This is a genomic window from Pseudomonas sp. B5(2017) (assembly GCF_002112825.1).
Classification (GTDB): domain Bacteria; phylum Pseudomonadota; class Gammaproteobacteria; order Pseudomonadales; family Pseudomonadaceae; genus Aquipseudomonas; species Aquipseudomonas putida_Z.
This window is the reverse complement of record NZ_NEIR01000002.1, coordinates 395,467-410,963: the sequence shown is the minus strand read 5'-3', so window position 1 is coordinate 410,963 and position 15,497 is coordinate 395,467. Positions and strand designations below refer to the sequence as shown.

Here is a 15,497-nt window from a genome sequence, read left to right as displayed (position 1 = left end):
GAATAGATTGGGGTTCAGCATAGACAGGTCCGGCCTCTTCGCGGGTGAACCCGCTCCCACAGGTTGAGTGCTGGACTTGAGCTCGGCGCGGTCCCTGTGGGAGCGGGTTTACCCGCGAAGAGGCCCGCACAGGCGACACAAAAACTCAGCCCAGCATCACCTTCAATGCCCGGCAATCGGCCGCATGCCAATCCACCAGCTCCGGCCACGGATTGTCCGGCAGGTTCACCAGCACCGTGCGCGCCCCCGCGGCCCGCCCACAGTCCAGGTCAAACCGGTAATCCCCCACCATCACCAGCTCACCCGGTGCCACACCCCAGGCATTGGCAATCTTCAGCAGCCCATCCGGGCTTGGCTTGGGCGCCGCTTCGTCACGCCCCAGAATGTGCTCCACCGGGAAGCAGTCCGTCAGGCCGATGGCCTCCAGCGTCACATGCGCCAACTCACGGGCATTGCGGGTCAGAATGCCCAGCCGGCAACCACGCTGGGCCAATTCGCGCACCAGTTCCACCGCCCCGGTGGCCGCCGTGGAGGCAATCGCCAGGTCACGCTCGTGCTCCAGCAGCCAGGCATGCTTGGCCGCCGCCTCGTCCGCCGGCAAAGCTGCCAGGTGGGTGAGGATGTCGTGCTCGGCCGGGATATCCAGCGCTACGCGGATGGCGGCAAAATCGTGCACGGCCACGGTCAGGGTGCCGTCCATGTCGAACACCCAGTTGCGCACCTCGCCAAGGCTCATGCCCAGTCCTTGCGATGGCGAATCAGGCCTTCCTGGCACGACGACGCCACCAGTTGCCCGGCCTGGTTGAAGATGCTGCCGCGGCAGAAGCCACGGGCATTGCCCGCCCAAGGGCTGTCGGTGGCGTACAGCAGCCACTCGTCGGCACGCAGGTTGCCATGGAACCACAGCGAATGGTCGAGGCTGGCGATCTGCATGTCACGCTGCCAAACCGATTTGCCATGGGGCAGCAACGCAGTGGTCAGCAGGCCGAAGTCCGAGGCGTAGGCCAGCATGTATTTGTGCAGGGCGGGGATATCGGGCAGGTTGCCATCGGCGCGGAACCAGGCGTACTTCACCGGGTCGCCAGGCTGGGGGTTGAACGGGTCGCGCTCGGTGACCGGGCGGATCTCGATCGGCTTGGCGCACAGCACCTTGTCGCGAATGCGTTCGGGCAACTGGTCGGCCATGGCCCGGGCCAGCTCGACTTCAGTGGGCAGGTTCTCCGGGCCGACCACCTCGGGCATCTGCGCCTGGTGCTCGAAACCTTCCTCGTCGTACTGGAACGAGGCGCTGCAGGTGAAGATCGGCTGGCCCTTCTGAATCGCCGTCACCCGCCGGGTGCTGAAGCTGCCGCCATCGCGCACGCGGTCCACCGAATACACCACCGGCAGGCTGGCATCGCCAGGGCGCAGGAAGTAGCCGTGCAACGAATGCACATGGCGTGCATCCTCGACCGTCTGGCTGGCCGCCGACAACGATTGGCCCAGTACCTGCCCACCGTACAGCTGGCGGAAGCCCAGGTCCTGGCTGCGGCCACGGAACAGGTTCTCCTCGATGGACTCGAGGCTCAACAGGTCGACCAGGTCGTCCAACACATGACTCATCGGGGGTTCTCCTAGCAAGGCAAACAGGTCTCTACAGCACTCTTATGAAGGCAAATGATACAGGGTTTGTCATTCGTGCCGGGCATGGCCATGCATTCAGGCGCGCAGGGTACGCTCCCAGTGTGCGCGGTCGATGCGGTACAGCACATGCGGGCGCAGCGGATGGCCCACGGGCAGACTGGGGTGTTCGAAACTGCCATTCAGGTCCTGCTGCATACCGATGGCCTGCATGACCTTCTGCGAGGGCAGGTTGCTCTCGCTAGTGAACGACACCACCTCCTCCAGGCGCAATTGGGCGAAAGCACAGCGCAGGCAGGTCCACGCCGCCTCGCTGGCGAAACCCAGGCCCCAGTGGCGGCGTGCCAGGCGCCAGCCGATTTCCACCGCCGGCGCAAAATCGGCATCGAAGCCCACGTGCAGCAACCCGGTCATGCCGATGAAGGCACCGCTGTCCTTGCGCTCCAGGGCCCACAGGCCAAAGCCGTATTCATTGAAATGCCCGCGCACGCGGCCGATCAGCGCGGCTGCCTCCACGCGCGTCAGCGGCGCCGGGAAGTAGCGCATCACCTGCGGATCGGCACACAGGGCGGCGAACTCGCGCAGGTCGTCGTCGTGCCATTGGCGCAGCACCAGCCGCGCGCTTTCCAGTTGCAGGATAGGGGTCATCGGGCGTGCTCCGGTTTTACCGTCTTGCAGTTTACAGCGTAGGCGCGGGTGCAGGTTTCACCCAGCCGGCGCAGCCGAATGCAATTTTCACACGCCCTTCACCGCCCCCCGACAGGCCTGTTGGCAGGATGCCAGCCAATACCGCCGCGCCAGCCGCGACCATGCCAACGGAGCAACGCATGCTATCGAGCAACACCCTGGGGCACCCTGCCATCCACGCCCGGCGCAAGCGACGCCTGACCCGCAAAGCCCTCGGTGCTGCCCTTGGCCTGTGCATGGTCGTGGCGGCGTTGAGCACCTGGCTGGCGACGAGGACGCACATCGTGGACCTTGGCAACGAACGACAATTGAGTGACAGCGGCCTGCTGCAGGACTGGGCCGACGGTGCGGTGATCGTGATGATTCGCCACGCCGAACGCTGCGACAGCGCCCCCGGCCCGTGCCTGGACGACCCCACCGGCATCACCGTGGCCGGCAGCCAGGCTGCCGGACGTGTTGGCCAAGGGCTGCACCAGCTGGGCCTGAACAACGCCGATATGCTCAGCAGCCCGAAACTGCGCACACGGCAAACCGCGCATTTCATACTTGGCCAGGCGGTGGCCAGTGAGGACTGGCTGGAAAGCTGTGACAGCCAGTTCGCCAGCGAAGCGCTGGCACACAAACGACCGGGGCATAACCTGGTGCTGGTGACCCACAACGGCTGCATCGACCATTTTGCCCGCCAGCAGAAAGTTGCGGGGGGCGAGCGTGAGAGCGGCTATGCCAGTGCGTTGTTCGTTTCGGTGGATGGCAATGGTAAGACGCGCATCCTCGGCCGCCTGAACGAGCCGGACTGGCAACGGGTGCTGGCCAGTACCACGAAATAACGCCCCCTCGCAGCAAACACGCCCTGTAGGAGCGGCCTTGCGTCGCGAAAGGGCTGCGCAGCAGCCCCGGCAATTTGTGCATTTGCGCTGATACCCCGGGGCTGCTGCGCAGCCCTTTCGCGACGCAAGGCCGCTCCTACAAAGGCCGGCGCTGGCCAGGAGATTGATGCCAGGCAGGTTCTCCCACAGCAGTCTCCAGCCATGGCAAGATCAGCACTGGCCCCGATTGCGACCCCACCCATGCCGTTGCCGCTGATCTACCACGAAGACTACAGCCCGGAGTTCCCTGCCGAACACCGCTTCCCCATGGACAAGTTTCGCCTGCTGCACGACCACTTGATCGACAGCGGGCTGACCACCGACCAAGCCCTGCTGCGCCCGGACATCTGCCCCAACGACATCCTCGCCCTGGCCCACGACCGCAGCTACATCGAGCGCTACATGAACGGTGACCTGTCACGCGAGGACCAGCGCCGCCTCGGCCTGCCCTGGAGCGAGGCCCTGGCCCGGCGTACCGTGCGCGCCGTAGGCGGCTCGCTGCTGAGCGCCGAGATGGCGCTGCAGCACGGCATCGCCTGCCACCTTGCCGGCGGCACCCACCACGCCCATTACGACCACCCTGCCGGTTTCTGCATCTTCAACGACCTGGCCGTGATCAGCCGCTACCTGCTGGAGGCTGGCCGGGTACACCGGGTGCTGATCTTCGATTGCGATGTGCATCAGGGTGACGGCACCGCGCGCATCCTGCACGACACACCAGACGCCATCACCGTGTCGCTGCACTGCGAACAGAACTTCCCGGCGCGCAAGGCACAAAGCGATTGGGACATCCCCCTGCCCCGCGGCATGGGCGACATGGCCTACCTGAAGGTGGTGGACGACGCCCTCAACTACCTGCTGCCACTCTATCGACCCGACCTGGTGCTGTACGACGCCGGGGTCGATGTGCACAAAGACGACGCCCTGGGCTATCTGCAACTGACCGATGCAGGCGTTGCCGCCCGTGACGAAGCGGTGCTGCGCCACTGCCTGGGCCGCGACATCCCGGTGGTGGGCGTGATCGGCGGTGGCTACAGCAAGGACCGCGCAGCCCTGGCCAGGCGCCATGGCATCCTTCATCACAGCGCGGCACGCGTCATCGGTTGTTCACAATGACTGTGGAACCGCTTGTGGATAACCTGCGGGAAAGGCGCTGCAGCCCTTTACAGGCAAGGCCTGCAAAGCTCTGATCATTTTTTGAGCAGTGCTTCCACAGGCTACGCTGCGCTAGAATGCGCCTCTTTTCCACAGCCTGCTGCCCACCATGCCTGATCTGAGCCCCGCCTCCCCTCCCCTCGCTGTCGTCATCGGCGGCGGCCCAGCCGGCCTGATGGCCGCCGAAGCACTGGCCCAGGCGGGCCTGGCGGTCGAGGTGTTCGATGCCATGCCTTCGGTGGGCCGCAAGTTCCTGCTGGCGGGGGTCGGTGGCATGAACATCACCCATTCCGAGCCCTACCCGGCGTTCGTCAGCCGGTATGCCGAGCGCCAGGGCGAAATCGCCGCGCTGCTGCACGACTTCGATGCCGACGCCTTGCGCCAGTGGATTCACGGCCTGGGTATCGAAACCTTCGTCGGCACCTCGGGCCGGGTGTTCCCCACCGACATGAAAGCCGCGCCACTGCTGCGCGCCTGGCTCAAGCGCCTGCGCGACAGCGGAGTAGTTATCCACACCCGTCACCGCTGGTTGGGCTGGAATGCCGAAGGTGCATTGCGGATTGCTTATCCACAGGGCGAGCGGGCGGTGAAGGCCGCCGTGGTGGTGCTGGCGCTGGGTGGCGGCAGCTGGGCGCGACTGGGCTCGGACGGTAGCTGGCAGCCGCTGCTGGCCGCACGGGCTGTGGATATCTCACCCTTGCAGTCCAGCAACTGCGGTTTTGAAGTGGCAGGCTGGAGCGCGCTGCTCAAGGACAAGTTCGCCGGTGCGCCGTTGAAGAACATTGCCCTCAGCGTTCCCGGCAGCGCGCCGCGCAAGGGCGAGTTCATCCTCACCGCGCAGGGTGTGGAAGGCAGCCTGGTGTATGCATGGTCAGCGCCGGTGCGCGAGGCCATCAACCGTGAGGGCCACGGGGTGTTGCTGCTCGACCTGTTGCCGGACAAGCCTGTGGACAAGATTGCCCAGGCGCTGGCCAAGCCACGGGGTTCCCGCTCCATGGCCAAGCACCTGCACAGCCAGCTGGGTATCGATGGGGTCAAGGCTGCGCTGTTGCGCGAGCTGACCGATCAGGCGACCTTTGCCGACCCTGGTGCCTTGGCGAGGGCGATCAAGGCACTGCCGATCACGCTGGTGCGCACGCGGCCACTGGATGAGGCGATCAGCAGCGCGGGCGGGGTGCGTTTCGAGGGGCTGGATGAGGGCTTGATGGTCAAGGGCATGCCGGGGGTGTTCTGTGCCGGCGAGATGCTGGACTGGGAGGCACCGACTGGGGGGTATCTGCTGACAGCGTGCTTTGCCAGCGGCTTGCTCGCCGGGCGGGCGGCGGCGGATTGGCTCAAATCCAAAGGTTGACACTGTCCCCTGTGGGAGCGGGTTTACCCGCGAACACGGGCGAAGCCCGTGCCATGCACCGAGTCGCATTCTTCGCGGGTAAACCCGCTCCCACAGAGACCGCGTACACTTCAAATCTACGGCTTACGCTTGCGCGCCCCACCATTGAAGCTCGGCACCTTGCGCACCGCCTTCACCGCCGGCTCCGCACTGCCTGATTCAGCACTGTCCATCCAACGCCCCAACCCGCGCTTGGCGCTGTTTTCCTTCGGCTTCTTGGGCTTCTTCGGCTTCTTGATCACCTGGCCACTGGCGTCGGTCATCGGCACCCGGTGGTCAGGGATGAAGTCCGGCTCTTCGTGACGCGGCAGGGTCTGCCGGGTCAGCACTTCGATTGCCGCCAGCAGCTGCACTTCATCCGCACACACCAGCGAGATCGCCTCGCCCTTGTTGCCCGCCCGCCCGGTACGCCCGATGCGGTGCACGTAATCCTCGGCAACGATCGGCAGGTCAAGGTTGACCACCAGCGGCAAGTCATCGATATCCAGGCCGCGGGCCGCCACATCGGTCGCCACCAGCACCTGGATTTCGCGGGCCTTGAAGCTGTCCAGCGCGCGCTGGCGGGTGGCTTGCGGGCGGTCACCGTGGATACCGTCGGCATTCACACCCTCGGCCAGCAAGCGCTCCACCAGTTGATCGACGCCATTGCGGGTCTTGGCGAACACCAGCACCTGCTTCCAGCGCTGCTTGCGCAGCAGGTGGCAGAACAGGTCGACCTTGCGCTTTTTATCCACAGGCACCAGCCACTGCTTGACGCTGGTGGCCGTGGCATTGCGCGGGCTGACTTCGATGCTCAGCGGGTCGTTCAGGGCCAGGCCCGCCAGCATGCGGATCTGGTCGGAGAAAGTGGCGGAGAACAACAACGTCTGGCGCTTGCGTGGCAGCGCGGCGTACACCGACTGCAGCTCTTCGGCAAAGCCCAGGTCGAGCATGCGGTCGGCTTCGTCCAGCACCAGGGTCTGCACCTGGTTGAACTTCACGGCGTTCTGCCGGAACAGGTCGAGCAAGCGCCCCGGGGTGGCCACCAGCAGGTCGACGCCACGGCGCAGGCGCATCATCTGCGGGTTGATGCTGACCCCGCCATACACCGCGTAGGTGCTCAGCGGCAGGTTCTCGGCATACTCGCGCACGTTGTTGTGCACCTGCTCGGCCAGCTCACGGGTGGGTACCAGCACCAGCGCGCGGATCGAGTTGCTGGCCACCTTTTCGCCTTCCAGCGCCAGGCGCTGCAGCACAGGCAGGGCAAAGCCCGCGGTCTTGCCGGTACCGGTCTGGGCCGCGGCCATCAGGTCGCGGCCGGCCAGCACGGCGGGGATGGCCTTGGCCTGCACCGGGGTCGGGGTGGTGTAGTCCAGTTGCTGCAGGGTGCGCAGCAGCGGTTCGATCAGGCCGAGTTTGGCGAAATTCATGGCAATACCGTCAGGGGGTTCAGCGAAGGCGGCAAGTTTACCGCATCACCCCTGCCTACTTGCAGATTTCGCCTTTCAACGGCTGCACCTGCTCAGGTGCCTTGCGCCACTGCGGCAGGCCGATCAGCACCACCGCGCCGATGATCACCGCCATGGCCACACATTCTTCGGCACCGATCTGCTCACCGGCAAAGACGATGCCCAGCAGCACGGCCACCGCCGGGTTGACGTAGGCATAGCTGGTGGCAGCTGCCGGGCGCACGTGCTTGAGCAGGTACATGTAGGCACTGAACGCCAGGATCGAACCGAAGAACACCAGGTAGGCCAGTGCCCCCCAGCCGGCAGCGGTCGGCATCTGCGTCATGCGCTCGCCAGACAGCACGCTGCCGAGCAGCAGCACAGCGCCACCAACGAGCATTTCCGCGGCGCTGGCCATGGGCCCCTGGGGCAGCGGCAAGGTCTTGCTCCACACCGAGCCGAATGCCCACGACGCTGCCGCAAAAATGATCAGCGCCGCGCCAATCGGGCTTGCCTGCAGGTTGGAGCCCAGGTTCAGCAGGCCGATACCCACCAGCCCGAGGGCGATCCCCGCCCACTCCAGCTTCGAATTGCGGTGCCCGAACAGCAGGCCGAAAAGCAAGGTGAACAGCGGCACCGTCGCCACCGCCAGTGCCGCCACGCCCGAGGCCACACCGGCATGCTCGGCCACGGTCACGCCACCGTTGCCACAGCTGAGCAGCAGGAAACCGATCGCCCCCGCAGCCCGCCACTGCGGCCAGGTCGGTGCCGGCACACCGCGCCAGCGCAAGAAGCCATACAGCAGGCCCCCGGCAATCAGGAAGCGCACCCCGGCCATGAGCATCGGCGGCCAGCTCTCGACGCCTATGCGAATGAACAGGTAGGTGGAGCCCCAGACCAGGTACAAGGCCAGGAATGCACCAATGAGCAACAACGGGAAGCGACGGGAGGCAGGCATGGGAAACACTCGAAATCCGTTTACGGGTGGCTTAGTTTAGAAAGGCCACCGTGTAAACTTAAGTTACAAAACAGCTTTAAATCACCCGAACACTTTGCATTGCATGGTTATTCGGATGCTTTTCAATCGAATCGAAACCAGGCAGGAATAACCTATGGACAAGTACGACCGCATGCTGCTCGCCGCCCTGCTCGACAATGGCCGCGCCACCTTCGCGCAACTGGCGCGCCAGGTGAACCTGTCGGCGCCGGCGGTGGCCGAGCGGGTGGCCAAGCTCGAGGCCAGCGGGGTTATCACCGGCTACCAGGCCAAGGTCGACATGAGCAAGATCGGCCTGCCGATCCAGTGCGTGATCGAACTGCGCCTGGCCAGCCACGGCAACCAGCAGGCCTACGAAGCGTTGACCCAGATCCCCCAGTTGACCGAATGCCACCGGGTAACCGGCGACCCCTGCGTCATCATGCAGGCAGCGGTGGGTTCGATGCCGGAGCTGGAAGAACTGATCAACCGGGTCGCGCAGTTCGGCTTCAGCAAGACCTCGATCATTCTCTCCAGCGCTGTGGAGCGGCGGGTGCCGCTGGCGCAACTGGAGAAGAAGCCCTAACAGAACCTGGCCAGGGTTTCACGAACCTTCGCGGCTGGGGTTTTCTGCAGGCGGCAGAGCAGGTCGTGCGAAAGCTGCTGTACACCGTGGCTCTGGCGCAGCACGCCAGCCAGATGTTGCAGCAGGTTGGCGGCCATTTCGGCATCGGCCATGGCACGGTGCGCGGTACCGGTATCCGGCAGCCCGGCCCAGCGGGTCAAGGTGCCCAGCTTGTGGTTCGGTGCTGCCGGCAACAGGCGCCGTGACAGCAGCAAGGAGCAGGCGAAGGCCTGGCTGCGGCTACGGCCGATGCGGCCCAGTTCGTAGTCCCAGAACTTCTGGTCGAAGGCGGCATTGTGTGCCAGCAGCGGGGTACCACCAACGAACTCGGCCACTTCGTTCATCACCTTGTCCACCGGCGGCGCACTGCGCAGCATGGCGGTGGTGATGCCAGTGAGCCCGGCGACGAAGGCCGGTACCGGCACGCCCGCGTTCATCAAGCTCTGATAGCGCTCGACGATGCGCCCGCGCTCCAGCATCACCACCGCCACCTCGGTGGCGCGGCAACCGGCACCAGGGCTGATGCCGGTGGTTTCAAAGTCGATGACAGCGATACGTTCCATGCAGGGGCCTCAGTGTTTGAGCAACAGCGCACCCTCGATGGGCACATAACGGGTGGCGGCACGGATCAGCGACAGTGCGGTAAGCCCGGGCACACCATACACCACTGCCTCGGTGCCATGGCGCTGTATCACCCGCTCCAGCAGCAGGTCGAAATCGCCATCGCCGGAGGCCAGTACCACTTGGTCGACGCGGCTGGCGGCGTCGATCACATCCAGGGTAATACCCACATCCCAGTCACCTTTGGCCGAGCCATCGCTGCGCTGGATGAAGGGTTTGAGGCGCACATCGAAACCGAGATTGCGCAGGATCTGCTGGAACTGTTGCTGTTTGCTGTCGCCACGGTCGATGGCATAGGCCACGGCCTCGACGATCTGGCCGTCGCGGCTGACATCGGCCCACAGGGCGGTGTAGTTGAAATGGCAGCCGTGGGCCTGGCGCACGGTGTAGTAGAGGTTCTGCACATCGGCGAACAGCGCGATCTTTTTCACCTTGGAACCCCTTGGTCGGCCTGGAATGCTGGGGGCTGCCTTGCAGCCCTTTCGCGACACAAGGCCGCTCCTACAGGGGGTCGCGTACCCTTGTAGGAGCGGCCTTGCGTTGCGAAAGGGGCGCAAGGCGCCCCCAAAATTGCCAGCAGTATGCCAGACCTGTCAGACGTACGAATCGTCGTCCGAGAAGAACCCGCCATCATCACTGCCATAACCGCTGTCGGCATTCCACGTGGTCGCCTCCCAGCCTTGCTAGCCCATGCAATGCCAATGAACAAGGAAGTACTTCAAGCTTCGGCCCGGTCCCGCGCCTTACTACTGTACCCACGCAGAGGAAGCTCAACTCCCTCATTGGAGAACAGTCATGAGTAACAGCATTACCAACTGGATCGCAGAAGCAAAATCTTTCAAGGCGCACATACATTGTCAGTCGGTCTGGAAATACTGGGACGGCACACAAGACAGGTACAAAGACATAATGACTTTCGACTCACCGGGGATAGATCAACCAGTCCGGCTGAGCGACGCTTCCGGGCTCGGCCAGGAGGAAGGCTGGCTGATCACCGGACGCCAAGCAGCACCCACCACGTTCAACATCGAATACCACTCCGAGACAACGGATCGGATCCATGTCTACATCAACGGCACGGGCACCGACAGCGACAGAAAGGTCGAGATCAGCCGCAACGGCTATCTTGGTTTGTACCGAACCAACTCACCGGTCGACCTGATAAAACTCGAACCGCTGGAATGGGGCCCTGACACACTGCGCTGCCGCCTGCGCGACCATACGGGCCGTACCGTGAAAACGCTGTATCACATGCCTCCGGACAGGAATGTCTATCTGAATACGAACGATGGCGACATTGCGACATTTCTTATCACGCGCCGATAGCTGCCAGGCTGCACCTGCCCCCTGACAGGTTGCCCCTGGAAAACCCGAGGTACACGGCCATGCGTTGTCATGTACCTCTGGGTTTGGCCAGCAGTATGCCAGACCTGTCAGACGTACGAATCGTCGTCCGAGAAGAACCCGCCATCATCGCTGCCATAATCGCTGTCGGCATAACCACCCTGGTCGCTGCCCCAACCACTGTTGTCAGCCACCTGCTGCTGCGCCCCCGAGTCGCTCCAGCCACCGCTGTCGCTGGCCGGCGCCGGCTCCTCCTTGATCACCTCTACCACCTCCTCCGGCTGCGAGTTGTGGTTGAACAGGCTGCTGATGCCCTGCGCCAGCAACACACCACCCGCCACACCGGCTGCAGTCTGCATTGCGCCGCCGAGGAAGCTGCTGGCACCACTGCGTGCCGGTGCAGCGCCAAAGCCAGGCTGCTGCGCTTGTGGCTGGGAAAAGCCCGGCGCCGAGGGCTCACGCCAGCCCCCGCCAGATGCCACGGGGGCTGCAGCGGGACGCTGCGGTTGCACGGCCGGGGCCGCATTGCGCCCAGACGAACCAAAGATGCTGGACAGGAAACCACCACCGCCATTGCTCGGCGCGCTGCCGGCACGGGCGGCCTCGGCCTGGGCATGGGCCTGCTTCAGTTCGGCTTCCAGTTGCTTGTTCTGCTCGTCGAGGCGCTTGATCGCTGCCTCCTGCACCAGGATCGCCTGGGCCATGTAATAAGGCGCCGCCGGCTGCTGACGCACATGTTCCTCGATGCATGCCTGGGCCTGCGCATCACGTGGCTGGCTCGGGTCCTCGGCTTGCTTGAGGCGGCCGAACAGGCCGTCGATCAGGGTTTGTTCTTCAGTATTCATGGGGCGACCTCGTGGGGTAGCGGACAACGGACAGCGTCAAAGATGGGGCGTACAGGCGTGGGATTCAATCACCGGCGGCGTGAAACTTTTTTCAGCAAGTGACAGCCCCAGGCCTGCTTTGGGCTAAAGTTATGCCCCTGTTTTTACTGCCATGCGATGTAGACCGATGAACCCGCTGAGCGTCCTGCGCGACTCCCTGTACTTCTTCCGCCGCCACCTGCCGAACATCCTCCAGCTGTGCCTGCCGCTGGTGGTGCTGGAAGCCTTGCTCACCCAGCTGCTGTACCGGCAGATGGGCGATCAGGCATCGCCGGCCTACGGCATGCTGGTCAGCCTGCTGTTCTACCCGCTGTACAGCGCCGCGCTGATCCTGTACCTCGACACCCGCAGCAACGGCCAGGATATCGCCAAGCGCGACCTGTTCGCCCGCGCCCTGCAACTGTGGCCACAGCTGGCCCTGCTGATCCTGATCAGCTCGCTGCTGATCATGGCCGGCCTGGCGCTGTTCATCTTCCCGGGCGTGTGGATCATGATCAACCTGGTGTTCGCCGAGTACCTCCTGGTACTGCGCGGCCGGCCGGTGGTGCAGTCGATGCGCGACAGCGCAAGCATGACCACCGGGCACTTCATGCGCATCATGATCTGTGTCGTAGGTGTGCTGGCACCGATCTGGCTGATCGACGGCCTGCTGCTGATGGCCTTCCCAGAGCCATCGCCCGGTATGGAGCTGGCCATGGACAGCCTCAGCGGCTTCCTGCAATTGTTCAGCACCGTGGTGCTGTACCGCCTGTTCATGTTGCTGGAAGGCGAAGCCGGGGCGTGATGCCCAGGCTCATCGCTTGACCGGAAAACGCTGTTGTCACGTCCCTCGAGGCTTGGCCCGAGCGGTGGCTTCGGCCACAAGCGGATCATCCGGCCAGTAATGCTTCGGATAACGCCCCTTCAGATCCTTCTTCACCTCGGCATAGGTCGTACGCCAGAAGTTGGCCAGGTCCTGGGTCACCTGCACCGGGCGGCGTGCCGGTGACAGCAGGTGCAGCTTGACCTGCTGGCGGCCATTGGCGATGCGTGGAGTGTCGGCCAGGCCGAACAGCTCTTGCAGGCGCACCGCGAGGATCGGCGGGTTTTCGCTGTAATCCAGGCGGATGTTCGAGCCGGACGGCACCGCCAGGTGCGCGGGGGCCTGCTCTTCCAGGCGCTGCGGCAGCGGCCAGGGCAACAGGTTGCGCAGCATCGACGGCAAGTCCAGTGCGGCGAAATGGCTGAGGCGCGACACCTTGCCCAGGTAGGGCTGCAACCAGTCTTCCAGGCTGGCGAGCAAGGCCTCGTCAGCCAGGTCGGGCCATTCGCTGTGGCCGTCCTTGGCCAGGTCCAGCTGACGCAGCAAGGCCACGCGCGCCTGCCATTGCCGCAGCTCGGGGGTCCAGGTCAGCAGGTTCAGGCCTTTGCGCCGGACCAGCCCAAGCAGAGCGCGAGCCCGCGCTTCGTCATCCAGGCCGGGCAGCGGTTCGCGGCTGAGCACCAGCTCGCCGACCTTGGTCTGGCGCTCGGCGCGCAACACCTGCTCGCGTTCGTCCCAATCGAGGATATCGACCCGCTCGACCTGCTCGGCCAGCACGCCCTCAAGCAGAGCCGGGTCGAACTCGGCGGCCAGATAGATGCGTTCTTCGCGCTGGCCCTGGCGGCTGCCCAGGTCGGCGATCACCAGCCACGGGCACTTCATCAGTGCATCGACTTCGGCAAACAGCGCCGCACGGCCGTTGGCCAGCCGGTATTCCGCACCGCCTTCGCGGCGCTGCTGGGCGACGCGGTCGGGGTAGGCCAGCGCCAGCAGCGCGCCCAGCCAGCGCGGGTGATCGGGGTCCGCAACCGGCGCGCCTGGTTTGCCACGCAGCAGGCCACGGTACTGGCGAGCCAGTTGGCGCGCACGCTGCACCCCGCCGTGGCTGCCACGGGCAGCTTTGCTTTCGCCACTGACCAGCGCCAGCCGGCTGTGCAAATCGGCACCACCACCGCGCTGGATATCCCGCTCGCCCAACAGCGCAGCCACATCGCAGGCCATCTGTGCCAGGCCCAGGTCCTGGCCGCGCAACAGCAGATGCGCGATACGCGGATGCGCCGGCAACTCGGCCATGGCCTGGCCGTGTTCGCTGAGGTTGTCACGGCTGCCGGGCTTGAAAGCGTTGAGCCGCGCCAGCAGGTCCTGGGCCTGGGCGAAGGCGGCCGTGGGAGGCTGGTCGAGCCAGCGCAACTGCTCGGGCGTCACACCCCAGCGCGCCAGTTGCAGGGCCAGACCGGCCAGGTCGGCCTGCATGATCTCGGCGCTGCCGTGTGCGGCCAGCTGGTCATGCTGGGCCTCGGACCACAGGCGGTAACACACGCCGGGCTCCAGGCGGCCGGCACGGCCGGCGCGCTGAGTGGCACTGGCGCGAGAGATGCGTTGGGTGTCCAGACGAGTCATGCCGCTGCCAGGGTCGAAACGCGGTACCCGGGTCAGGCCTGCGTCGATCACCACGCGCACGCCGTCGATGGTCAGGCTGGTCTCGGCGATGTTGGTGGCCAGCACCACTTTGCGCAGGCCCTTGGGCGCCGGGTCGATGGCCGCACGCTGGGCGTCGAGATCGAGCTCGCCATGCAGCGGGCAAAGCAGGACCTCGGGGCGCTCGCCCAGCGCTTCCTGCAGGCTCTGGTGCACCCGGCGGATCTCGGCCTGACCTGGCAGGAATACCAGCACACTGCCAGTCTGGTCAGCCAGTGCCTGCAACACGCTATCCACTACCCGTGGCTCGATGAACTCACCCGGCTGGAAAGGCCGCCCCCAACGGATGTCGACGGGGTGCATGCGGCCTTCGCTGCTGACCACCGGGGCATCATCCAGCAGCCGCGAAAGGCGCTCGCCCTCCAGGGTCGCGGACATCAGCAAAACCTTCAGTGGCGGGTCGTCCCGCAGCAACTCCCGGCCATTCAGGCTCAATGCCAGGGCCAGGTCGGCATCAAGGCTGCGCTCGTGAAATTCGTCGAAGATCACCAGCCCCACCCCCTCCAGCGCCGGGTCGGCCTGCAGGCGGCGGGTGAGGATGCCTTCGGTCACTACCTCGATGCGGGTTTTCGGCCCGACCTTGCTGTCCAGGCGGATGCGATAGCCCACGGTTTCGCCGACCTTTTCGCCCAGCTCGCTGGCCAGGCGCTCGGCCGCAGCCCGCGCTGCCAGGCGCCGGGGTTCGAGCATGAGAATGCTCTGCCCAGCCAGCCACGGCTCATTGAGCAGCGCCAGCGGCACGCGGGTGGTCTTGCCGGCGCCAGGTGGCGCCTCGAGCACCGCTTCGTCACGGTTTTCCAGGGCCTGGCGCAGGGCGGGCAAGACAGCATCGATCGGTAATGAAATCATGGTGGTCCTCGAACAGTCCCGCGAGTATAACGGCGAACCCAGCCTGCTCTATCATGGTCTTAGCTTCAGGTGCAGGCGCTTCGCTTGCCCTGCTGGATACCTTTTCGGAGATTTACATGCGCATCCCAACCCGCGTCATCGGTGGCGCCCTCATCGTCACCTTGCTGACCCAACTGACCGCCTGCGGCACCATTCTCTACCCGGAACGGCGCGGCCAGATCGGCGGCAAGATTGACCCTGTGGTTGCCGCAATGGATGCCATCGGCATCCTGTTCTACGTGATCCCGGGGCTGATCGCCTTCGGTATCGACTTCGCCACGGGCGCCATTTATTACTCAGGCGGGCGATCCGCTCAGGTCGACCCGGTCAAACTGCGCGAGGCCGTGAGCCCCGATGGCAAGGTCGACAACCTGAAGTTGCAGGCCATTCTGGAAAGCGAACTGGGCCAGCGCCTGCCGCTGAACGACCCACGGCTGATCCAGCATCGCGGCAGCATCGAGCAGTTGGCCAGCCTGGGCCTGGTACCTGCAGCCTGAAGTACAAGGACACTACC

General features: G+C 65.0%; 16 protein-coding genes. 7 read left to right on the top strand and 9 right to left on the bottom strand.

Going from position 1 to position 15,497, the window contains the following annotated elements; all coding sequences use genetic code 11:
- Positions 1–145: 145 nt before the first annotated feature.
- From CAG00_RS04600 to CAG00_RS04590, 3 genes are all read right to left on the bottom strand, one after another.
- Positions 146–736, bottom strand: a complete 591-nt coding sequence (locus CAG00_RS04600) for an HAD family hydrolase (protein WP_085663594.1) — start codon at positions 734–736, stop codon at positions 146–148.
- Complete coding sequence (gene tesB, locus CAG00_RS04595) at positions 733–1,602, bottom strand: acyl-CoA thioesterase II (protein ID WP_025340733.1); 870 nt, start codon at positions 1,600–1,602, stop codon at positions 733–735. Before tesB ends, CAG00_RS04600 begins: the two co-directional genes overlap by 4 nt.
- A gap of 96 nt (positions 1,603–1,698) precedes the next feature.
- Positions 1,699–2,268 (bottom strand): GNAT family N-acetyltransferase, encoded by a 570-nt coding sequence (locus CAG00_RS04590; protein ID WP_085617949.1) that lies wholly within the window; start codon positions 2,266–2,268, stop codon positions 1,699–1,701.
- Between the two features lie 179 nt (positions 2,269–2,447).
- Between CAG00_RS04590 and CAG00_RS04585 the strand changes: the two genes are divergently transcribed.
- The 3 genes from CAG00_RS04585 (at position 2,448) to CAG00_RS04575 (ending at position 5,679) form a co-directional block, all read left to right on the top strand.
- The gene (locus CAG00_RS04585; RefSeq protein ID WP_085663593.1) at positions 2,448–3,134 is read left to right on the top strand and encodes a histidine phosphatase family protein; all 687 of its coding nucleotides are present in this window, start codon (positions 2,448–2,450) and stop codon (positions 3,132–3,134) included.
- Between the two features lie 240 nt (positions 3,135–3,374).
- Complete coding sequence (locus CAG00_RS04580; protein WP_015271914.1) at positions 3,375–4,289, top strand: histone deacetylase; 915 nt, start codon at positions 3,375–3,377, stop codon at positions 4,287–4,289.
- A 148-nt stretch (positions 4,290–4,437) separates the two neighbouring features.
- Positions 4,438–5,679 (top strand): TIGR03862 family flavoprotein, encoded by a 1,242-nt coding sequence (locus CAG00_RS04575; protein ID WP_085663592.1) that lies wholly within the window; start codon positions 4,438–4,440, stop codon positions 5,677–5,679.
- Positions 5,680–5,795: 116 nt separating this feature from the next.
- On the opposite strand, the gene CAG00_RS04565 is transcribed toward CAG00_RS04575, so the two are convergent.
- Positions 5,796–7,127 (bottom strand): DEAD/DEAH box helicase, encoded by a 1,332-nt coding sequence (locus tag CAG00_RS04565; RefSeq protein ID WP_013974320.1) that lies wholly within the window; start codon positions 7,125–7,127, stop codon positions 5,796–5,798.
- A 55-nt stretch (positions 7,128–7,182) separates the two neighbouring features.
- Entirely contained in the window at positions 7,183–8,103 is a 921-nt protein-coding gene (gene yedA, locus CAG00_RS04560) for a drug/metabolite exporter YedA (protein ID WP_085617957.1), read from the bottom strand.
- Positions 8,104–8,257: 154 nt separating this feature from the next.
- On the opposite strand from yedA, the gene CAG00_RS04555 reads away from it, so the two are divergent.
- Positions 8,258–8,707, top strand: a complete 450-nt coding sequence (locus CAG00_RS04555) for an Lrp/AsnC family transcriptional regulator (RefSeq protein WP_015271918.1) — start codon at positions 8,258–8,260, stop codon at positions 8,705–8,707.
- On the opposite strand, the gene CAG00_RS04550 is transcribed toward CAG00_RS04555, so the two are convergent.
- Both CAG00_RS04550 and CAG00_RS04545 read right to left on the bottom strand, forming a co-directional pair.
- Positions 8,704–9,309 carry a PolC-type DNA polymerase III gene (locus tag CAG00_RS04550; protein ID WP_085663591.1) on the bottom strand — a complete coding sequence of 202 codons (606 nt, stop codon included), beginning with the start codon at positions 9,307–9,309 and terminating at the stop codon, positions 8,704–8,706. The genes CAG00_RS04555 and CAG00_RS04550 overlap by 4 nt on opposite strands.
- 9 nt (positions 9,310–9,318) lie before the next feature.
- Entirely contained in the window at positions 9,319–9,798 is a 480-nt protein-coding gene (locus CAG00_RS04545) for an NYN domain-containing protein (protein WP_085663590.1), read from the bottom strand.
- A gap of 364 nt (positions 9,799–10,162) precedes the next feature.
- Here CAG00_RS04545 and CAG00_RS04540 point away from each other — a divergent pair, with 364 nt between their 5' ends.
- Positions 10,163–10,693 (top strand): hypothetical protein, encoded by a 531-nt coding sequence (locus tag CAG00_RS04540; RefSeq protein WP_085663589.1) that lies wholly within the window; start codon positions 10,163–10,165, stop codon positions 10,691–10,693.
- A 107-nt stretch (positions 10,694–10,800) separates the two neighbouring features.
- Here the strand turns inward: CAG00_RS04540 and CAG00_RS04535 are convergent, their stop codons facing one another.
- The gene (locus CAG00_RS04535; RefSeq protein ID WP_085663588.1) at positions 10,801–11,556 is read right to left on the bottom strand and encodes a DUF2076 domain-containing protein; all 756 of its coding nucleotides are present in this window, start codon (positions 11,554–11,556) and stop codon (positions 10,801–10,803) included.
- 166 nt (positions 11,557–11,722) lie between these two features.
- Between CAG00_RS04535 and CAG00_RS04530 the strand changes: the two genes are divergently transcribed.
- Entirely contained in the window at positions 11,723–12,379 is a 657-nt protein-coding gene (locus CAG00_RS04530) for a YciC family protein (RefSeq protein ID WP_085663587.1), read from the top strand.
- A gap of 36 nt (positions 12,380–12,415) precedes the next feature.
- On the opposite strand, the gene hrpB is transcribed toward CAG00_RS04530, so the two are convergent.
- Entirely contained in the window at positions 12,416–14,944 is a 2,529-nt protein-coding gene (hrpB, locus tag CAG00_RS04525) for an ATP-dependent helicase HrpB (protein WP_085663586.1), read from the bottom strand.
- Positions 14,945–15,060: 116 nt separating this feature from the next.
- On the opposite strand from hrpB, the gene CAG00_RS04520 reads away from it, so the two are divergent.
- On the top strand, positions 15,061–15,480 hold the full coding sequence (locus tag CAG00_RS04520; RefSeq protein WP_013974328.1) for a hypothetical protein: 420 nt from the start codon (positions 15,061–15,063) through the stop codon (positions 15,478–15,480).
- The last annotated feature ends 17 nt before the right edge of the window (positions 15,481–15,497 follow it).

Excerpts from the sequence above, each read along its gene's own strand:
- CAG00_RS04535 (WP_085663588.1), bottom strand. The coding sequence starts at position 11,556 with ATGAATACTGAAGAACAAACCCTGATCGACGGCCTGTTCGGCCGCCTC.
- yedA (WP_085617957.1), bottom strand. The coding sequence starts at position 8,103 with ATGCCTGCCTCCCGTCGCTTCCCGTTGTTGCTCATTGGTGCATTCCTG.
- CAG00_RS04530 (WP_085663587.1), top strand. The coding sequence starts at position 11,723 with ATGAACCCGCTGAGCGTCCTGCGCGACTCCCTGTACTTCTTCCGCCGC.
- CAG00_RS04590 (WP_085617949.1), bottom strand. The coding sequence starts at position 2,268 with ATGACCCCTATCCTGCAACTGGAAAGCGCGCGGCTGGTGCTGCGCCAA.
- hrpB (WP_085663586.1), bottom strand. The coding sequence starts at position 14,944 with ATGATTTCATTACCGATCGATGCTGTCTTGCCCGCCCTGCGCCAGGCC.
- CAG00_RS04555 (WP_015271918.1), top strand. The coding sequence starts at position 8,258 with ATGGACAAGTACGACCGCATGCTGCTCGCCGCCCTGCTCGACAATGGC.
- CAG00_RS04600 (WP_085663594.1), bottom strand. The coding sequence starts at position 736 with ATGAGCCTTGGCGAGGTGCGCAACTGGGTGTTCGACATGGACGGCACC.
- CAG00_RS04550 (WP_085663591.1), bottom strand. The coding sequence starts at position 9,309 with ATGGAACGTATCGCTGTCATCGACTTTGAAACCACCGGCATCAGCCCT.
- CAG00_RS04540 (WP_085663589.1), top strand. The coding sequence starts at position 10,163 with ATGAGTAACAGCATTACCAACTGGATCGCAGAAGCAAAATCTTTCAAG.
- CAG00_RS04520 (WP_013974328.1), top strand. The coding sequence starts at position 15,061 with ATGCGCATCCCAACCCGCGTCATCGGTGGCGCCCTCATCGTCACCTTG.
- CAG00_RS04585 (WP_085663593.1), top strand. The coding sequence starts at position 2,448 with ATGCTATCGAGCAACACCCTGGGGCACCCTGCCATCCACGCCCGGCGC.
- CAG00_RS04580 (WP_015271914.1), top strand. The coding sequence starts at position 3,375 with ATGCCGTTGCCGCTGATCTACCACGAAGACTACAGCCCGGAGTTCCCT.
- CAG00_RS04575 (WP_085663592.1), top strand. The coding sequence starts at position 4,438 with ATGCCTGATCTGAGCCCCGCCTCCCCTCCCCTCGCTGTCGTCATCGGC.
- tesB (WP_025340733.1), bottom strand. The coding sequence starts at position 1,602 with ATGAGTCATGTGTTGGACGACCTGGTCGACCTGTTGAGCCTCGAGTCC.
- CAG00_RS04565 (WP_013974320.1), bottom strand. The coding sequence starts at position 7,127 with ATGAATTTCGCCAAACTCGGCCTGATCGAACCGCTGCTGCGCACCCTG.